This is a genomic window from Thioalkalivibrio sp. AKL9 (assembly GCF_000377825.1).
Lineage (GTDB): Bacteria > Pseudomonadota > Gammaproteobacteria > Ectothiorhodospirales > Ectothiorhodospiraceae > Thioalkalivibrio > Thioalkalivibrio versutus.
On sequence record NZ_KB905117.1, the window covers coordinates 56669 to 63482 of the forward strand.

Below are 6814 nucleotides of genomic sequence, written 5' to 3' on the forward strand. Positions count from 1 at the left end.
CTACTGACCACGAGACCCCGATGCCCGAACGCGACGCGCCGATCGACCCGCAATCCGTCAAAATCCTCATTGCCGATGACGATCCCGGCCTGCTCGAGAGCCTGCGCGGACTCCTGACCATTCAGGGCTACCCCGTGCGGACGGCCGCAGGGGGTGGCGCGGCCATCGAGGCCCTGCGCGAAAAGCACTACGACCTGCTGCTGCTCGACCTGACCATGCCGGAACTCAACGGACTGGACGTGCTGCGCTTCATGCAGGCCGCCGGGCTCGAGACCCTCACCGTGGTCGTCAGTGGCAACAGCACGGTGGAGGATGTCGCCGGGGCGCTGCGCGAGGGCGCCCACGACTATCTGAAAAAGCCCTACGAGCCCGCCGAGTTACTGGCCACCGTCCGCAATGCCCTGCACCACAAGGCGCTGGAAGACGCCAATCGGACCATGCGGGCCCGCCTGGAGAAGTCCGAGCGCCTGCACCGGGTGATCGTCAATAACTCCCCGGATATTGTCTTCGTTCTCGGCGCCGACCATCGCTTCCGTTTCGTCAATTCACGTGTCCACGAGCTACTGGGCCATGCCCGCCGCGACTTGATCGACCGCTCGGTGTTCGACCTCGTCGAACCCGAGGATCGCGACAAGGCGGAATACTTCTTCGAACAGGCCGCCAGCCCGCACCCCCACATCCGCTCGGTGGAACTGGCCCTGAAGCCCGGCACGCCTTCGCGCACCCGCCGCTTCTTCGAGGTCGCGGTGTGGCCGTCCAGCAACAGCGACGACGCGGACAACGGCGAAACGCTGATCTACGGCACGGCACGGGATATCACCGACCGCAAGGAATCCGAGGCCTTCATCAACTTCCAGGCCTATCACGACCTCCTGACCCGACTGCCCAACCGCGCCCTGTTCCGCGACCGGGTGGATGTGGCCATCTCGCATGCGCAGCGCTCGGGCACCCAGCTGGCGGTGCTGTTCATCGATTTGAACCGCTTCAAGGTGATCAACGATTCCCTCGGTCACACCGTGGGCGACCGCCTGCTGCAGGAGGTCGCTCAGCGGCTGCAAGCCTGCATCCGCAAGGGCGACACGCTGTCACGCTTCGGCGGCGACGAATTCACCCTGCTGATCCCGGGACTGGCCAGCAACGAGGCCGCCATCCAGGTAGCCGACAAGATCCTGGAAAGCCTGCAGGCCCCGTTCAAGATCGGCGACCAGGAGCTGTTCGTCGGGGCCAGCATCGGCATCGCGATCTACCCGGATGCCGGCGACAACCTCGAGGCCCTCATCAAGAATGCGGATATCGCAATGTACCGCGAGAAGAGCAGCGGCAAGACGGGTGTGCGCGTGTACAGCCCGGACATGGGCGGCCATCCGCCGCGGCGACTGCAACTGGAACAGGACATGCGCCGCGCACTCGAGCGCGACGAGTTTCACATCCTCTACCAGCCGCAGGTGGATACGGAAACCGGGCATATGGTGGGCGTCGAGGCCCTGATCCGCTGGGATCACCCCACGCTCGGGCTGCTGGGCCCGGCCGAGTTCATCCCGGTCGCCGAGGAGACCCGCCTGATTGTGGATCTCGACCGTCTGACCCTGCGCACCGCCATCCGCGAAATGCAGCGCCACAGCCGCGACGGCTACCCGGAACTGCGCCTGGCGGTGAACCTGTCGCCCGTGCTGGTCGAGCGTGACGACTTCGTGGAGGATTTCCTCGGCATCCTGGGCGAGACGGGCTTCCCGCCCGACCTTCTGGAGGTCGAGATCACCGAGAACTTGCTGATGAGCGACACCCCGGACACGGTGCACAAGCTGAACCGTCTCGGGGCCGCCGGCGTGCAGATCGCGGTGGATGACTTCGGCACCGGCTATTCGTCGCTAAGCTACCTGCAGAAGCTGCCGATTCACACGCTCAAGATCGACCGCAGCTTTACCCATACGATCTGCCGCGAGGACGAGGCCTGCATCGTCAACGCGATCATCTCCATGGCCCGCGGGTTGCACATGAACATCGTGGCCGAAGGGGTCGAGACCGAGGCCCACCGCGACTATCTGCGCGACCTGGAATGCCCGATGGTTCAGGGCTTCCTGTTCGGCCAGCCGGCACCACTGCATACCCTGCTGGAGAACGAGGCCCTCTTCGCCGCACCCACTACCTGCCAGTAGCCTCTCCGGCAACCCGGGAGACGCTGCGACTGCATTGCGTGTCCCTACGAATCGGCCGCGACCACCTCAGGCGCCGCATCGGCCAGGAAGCGGTGTCCCTGGCGCAGGCAATAGCGCAGCCACTTGTACAGGAACCGGTTATGCCTCCAGCGGCAGACCAGGCCCGGGTGCCCGGTCAGCATCTCCGGCGCGCGACCGTCGCCCATCGTGCGGCAGTGCAGTTCAAGTACCTCCGCCTGCCGCGCATCATGGAACATGCGTACGCGCATGTCCGGCTGTTGCCGACGCTCGCCCTGGTGGTCGAACCGGTAGGTCAGGTGCAGCGTGGTCGTGTAGCGGGTGCGCTCCAGCACCTCCAGGTACAGATCCAGCGCACCCTCGACCCGCGAGACCGACCGCAACGGCTGCCGCTCGAGCTCGGGGCACAAACGCCGCAGTGCGAGGTAGTTCTCCTCGTACATCTCCATCAGCGCCGCAAAGCTCTCGGGCCTGGGCTCCAGATGGGACGGGGTCTTACGCTCCAGCAACATGTCGCGCAGTCTAACAGCACCGTTTCGCGGGACACCGATTGTCCGCATCCAGAGCAGGACACCCCCAGGGCTTTTTGGTAACGTCGGCAGGGGAGGTGCCGAGCAATGTTGTACTCGCACGCGTTGGTGTCCATGTTCTCCGAGACCCGGCCCGGCACGCAGTCCGGTGGTGGTGCTACCGACCCGTTCTTGTCCTCATCAAGGCGCAACACAGGAATGGGGAACACGGGGCATCAACCTCGCAAGCCGTCGAAAAACGGGGCTCGGCCGCCCGTGCTGGATGAACACGGCAGAACGGCTCCCTTGTGCCGAGCGACTGCACGCCAGTCACCACGCCCTGTCAGGCCACAGAATCGACTCGAGCGCGAGCGTCCGCATTGCTCAGCGTCTCCCTGGACAACAAGGATGAGCGACCCATGGACATAAGTGTCGTCACGACCCAGCCCTTTCCCGACCAGAAACCCGGCACCTCCGGTCTGCGCAAGCGCGTCCGGCAGTTCCGCCAGCCGCACTATCTGGAGAATTACATCCAGAGCGTCTTCGATGCCTGCCCGGATCTGAAGAACGGCGAACTGCTGGTCGGCGGCGACGGGCGCTTCCACAATCGCGAGGCGATCCAGGTCATCCTGCGCATGGCCGCAGCCAACGGGGTGCAGAAGGTCGCCATCGGGTATGGCGGACTGCTGTCCACGCCGGCCGCCTCCTACCTGATCCGGTCTCGGGGGGCCACGGGCGCCCTGATCCTGTCCGCCTCCCACAACCCGGGCGGGCCGGAGGGGGATTTCGGCGTCAAGCTCAACACCGCCAACGGTGGCCCGGCCCCGCACTCGGTGACCGACGCGATCTTCGAACAGAGCACCCGCATCAGCCATTACCGGATCGCCAACGGCGCTGAGCATGTCGACATCGATCATCTACACGCAGTACAGATGGGCGACATGGACATCGAGGTCGTCGACCCCGTGGGCACTTACGCCGACTACATGGCCACGCTGTTCGACTTTGACCGCATCGGCGAACTGCTGCGCTCCGACCATTTCCGCATGCGCTTCGATTCCATGCACGCGGTTACCGGCCCGTACGCCGAGGAGATCCTGATCAACCGCCTCGGCGCCCCGGCCGACACCATCCTGCGCGCGGAACCGCTGGCCGACTTTGGCGGCCGTCACCCGGACCCGAATCTGTCCCATGCGCGCGAGCTGAGCGAGGCCCTGTTCGGCCGGGATGCCCCGGATTTCGGGGCCGCGTCGGACGGCGACGGCGACCGCAACATGATCCTCGGGCGCCGGTTCTTCGTCACGCCGTCGGACAGCCTCGCCATCATGGCCGCCAACGCCCATCACATCCCGGCGTTCGCCGACGGCCTGAAGGGCGTGGCCCGCAGCATGCCCACCAGCCAGGCCGTGGACGTGGTCGCCGAGAAGCTGGCCCTCCCCTGCTTCGAGACCCCCACCGGCTGGAAATTCTTCGGCAACCTGCTGGACGACGGGCGCATCCGCCTGTGCGGCGAAGAGAGCTTTGGCACCAGTTCCGATCACGTACGCGAGAAAGACGGCCTGTGGGCCGTGCTGTTCTGGCTGAACCTGCTGGCCGTACGCCGCCAGTCGGTCGAGGAGATCGTGCGTGATCACTGGCGCCAGTATGGCCGCCACTACTACACGCGCCACGACTACGAAGCGGTGGAGAGCGAACGGGCCGAACAGGTGATGGCGCGCATCCGCGAGCAGCTCTCGGTACTGCCGGGCCAGTCCCTGGCCGGCATGCGCGTCGCCCAGGCGGACGACTTCGCCTATCGCGATCCGGTGGACAACAGCCTGACCGAGCACCAGGGCCTGCGGGTACTGTTCGAGAGCGGGGCCCGCATCGTCTTCCGCCTGTCCGGCACCGGCACCGAGGGCGCCACCCTGCGCCTGTATATCGAGCAGCACGAGACCCATCCCGAACACCTCGATGCCGACCCTCAGGAACTGCTGGGCCCGCTTATTGACGCCGCCTCCCGCCTGGGCGACATCCCCGGCCTGACCCGCCGCGAGAAGCCCGACGTCATCACCTGACGGATGACGATCACTGCCACTGCGCAGCGCTGGAGCCACGGCTATGCCTTCTTCCTCGCAGCCACGGCCTCGGCGGTGGGGCTGGGTAACGTGTGGAAGTTTCCCTACATCCTCGGCCAGAACGGGGGTGGCGCCTTTCTCGCGGTCTACCTCGGCTGCATCGTCCTGATCGGCATTCCGATCATGATGGCGGAGGTCATGATCGGTCGCCGGGGCCGCCGCTCGCCTGGATACGCAGCCCGCGAAGTGGCTCGCGAGAGCGGCGCCCACGACCTGTGGCAGCTGGTCGGCTGGCTGGGCCTGTTCTCCGCCTTTCTGATCATGAGCTTCTACGTGGTGATCACCGGCTGGGCCTTCTCCTACGTCCACAAGGCCGCCACCGGCGCCTTTGTCGGCGCCGACGGCGACCAGGTGGCGGGAGTGTTCGCCGCCATGACGGCCTCCCCCGCCGAGATGCTCGCCTGGAGCACCCTCGCCGTTACCCTGGCCTTCGGCATTGTCGCCCTGGGCCTGCGCCAGGGGCTGGAACGCTGGCTGCATGTGCTGATGCCGGTGCTGCTGGTCCTGCTACTGACCGCCCTGGCCAGCGCCTGGTGGATTGGGGATGTCCGCCAGGCGCTGGATTTCCTGCTGCGGCCGGACTTCTCCGCGCTGACCTCGCACGGTGTATTGATCGCGGTGGGCCATGCGTTCTTCACCATGACGCTGGCCTCCGGGGTGCTGATGATGTTCGGCGCCTACCTGCCACAGCACACGTCCATCGGCCGCACTGCCATTGGCGTGGCACTGGCGGATACTGCGGTCGCCCTGATCGCGGGGCTGGCGATCTTCCCCATCGTGTTCGGTTTCGGGCTCGACCCGGCCGAAGGCCCCGGGCTGATGTTTCAGACCCTGCCGCTGGCACTGGCGGCCGTGCCCGCCGGCGTCCTGCTGACGACCCTGTTCTTCGCCACCCTGAGCCTGGCCGCATTCAGCACCATGATCACGAATGTTCAGGCCTTCGTGCACCTGTTTCACGAGCGCCTGCATGCGTCCCGCGTGCTCGCCGTCCTGGTGTGTGGCAGCGCGGTCTGGCTGCTGAGCCTGGCCAGTGTGTTCTCGTTCAGCGGAGCGGCCTGGACACGCCTGGACATCACCCTGCTGGGCCGCGAGATCCCGACCGTCTACCACGCCATCGAACACGTGGCCATCAACCTGATGCTCCCGTTGGGGGGCCTGTTGATCGCGGTATTTGCCGGCTGGGTTGTGCATACCCGCGTGGCCCGCGACGAGCTCGCCCTGGCCCCCTTCGCGTTCACCATCTGGCGCCTCGTGCTCCGCTATGTTGCGCCAATCGGACTCGGTGCACTCCTGTTGAATCTGGCCGGTTGGATATAGCCCGACCCGGCCAGGGGGATCACAGCAAGCCCCGCAGGCGCTCGACGGCCTCGCGCAGGCGGGACTCGGACTGGGTATAGGCGATACGCAGGTAGTCTCGACCCCGGCTAGGGAAACACTGATCAATGTACACGTTCACGCTCGAGTCGCTTTTGCGTGCGAACAAGGCGCGGCGACTGCCGTGCAGTCATTGTGCACAAGGGAGCCGCAACGCCGTGCGCGCGCCCGTTTTTGATAACAACGGGCGGACGAGCCCCCGTCTTTCAATAGCTTGTGGGGTTGGAACCCCAGGTTCCCCGATCCTGCGTTGCGCCGCTTGCGGGTAGAACCACTACCCGCTGCACGACGCGCCTTGTCTCGGAAAACCTGGGGTGCCAACGCGAACGTGTACAACGATCAGTGTTTCCCTAGGTGTGGAGTCTCACGAGGTTGTCCTCGGGTAGGCCGAGGATGCTGATGGGTGGTTGTTGGTTCAGGCTACCGTGTGGACGGTGCCAGTTGTAGTCATGGATCCATCGGGGAAGATGGTTTTTGCGTTCCTTTGACGTGGCGTAGGTGAAGGCATAGGCCCACTCGCGCAAGGCGGTCTGGATGAAGCGCTCGGCCTTGCCGTTGGTTCGGGGCGTGTAGGGCCGGGTGCGACGGTGGCGGATCCCCAGTCGTCGGCAGGCCTGACTGAACGCCCGGGCGTGATAGC

5 protein-coding genes are annotated in these 6814 nt (G+C 65.7%); 3 read left to right on the forward strand and 2 right to left on the reverse strand.

The features are described 5' to 3' along the window. Positions 1-20 precede the first annotated feature (20 nt). Positions 21-2156 (forward strand): EAL domain-containing protein, encoded by a 2136-nt coding sequence (locus D573_RS0112470; RefSeq protein ID WP_018938939.1) that lies wholly within the window; start codon positions 21-23, stop codon positions 2154-2156. 44 nt (positions 2157-2200) lie between these two features. On the opposite strand, the gene D573_RS0112475 is transcribed toward D573_RS0112470, so the two are convergent. Beyond that, positions 2201-2686, reverse strand: a complete 486-nt coding sequence (locus D573_RS0112475; RefSeq protein ID WP_018145970.1) for a DUF1249 domain-containing protein — start codon at positions 2684-2686, stop codon at positions 2201-2203. Between the two features lie 416 nt (positions 2687-3102). On the opposite strand from D573_RS0112475, the gene D573_RS0112480 reads away from it, so the two are divergent. Continuing rightward, on the forward strand, positions 3103-4740 hold the full coding sequence (locus tag D573_RS0112480) for an alpha-D-glucose phosphate-specific phosphoglucomutase (protein ID WP_018938938.1): 1638 nt from the start codon (positions 3103-3105) through the stop codon (positions 4738-4740). Positions 4741-4743: 3 nt separating this feature from the next. After that, positions 4744-6117: a sodium-dependent transporter gene (locus tag D573_RS0112485; protein WP_018938937.1), complete on the forward strand. Its 1374-nt coding sequence runs from the start codon at positions 4744-4746 to the stop codon at positions 6115-6117. A gap of 407 nt (positions 6118-6524) precedes the next feature. Here the strand turns inward: D573_RS0112485 and D573_RS14430 are convergent. Continuing rightward, positions 6525-6814: integrase core domain-containing protein (locus tag D573_RS14430; RefSeq protein ID WP_018939171.1), on the reverse strand; the 290-nt coding region annotated here is incomplete at its 5' end.

Coding starts and splice junctions, on each gene's coding strand:
- D573_RS0112480 (WP_018938938.1), top strand. CDS start 3,103: ATGGACATAAGTGTCGTCACGACCCAGCCCTTTCCCGACCAGAAACCC.
- D573_RS0112470 (WP_018938939.1), top strand. CDS start 21: ATGCCCGAACGCGACGCGCCGATCGACCCGCAATCCGTCAAAATCCTC.
- D573_RS0112475 (WP_018145970.1), bottom strand. CDS start 2,686: ATGTTGCTGGAGCGTAAGACCCCGTCCCATCTGGAGCCCAGGCCCGAG.
- D573_RS0112485 (WP_018938937.1), top strand. CDS start 4,744: ATGACGATCACTGCCACTGCGCAGCGCTGGAGCCACGGCTATGCCTTC.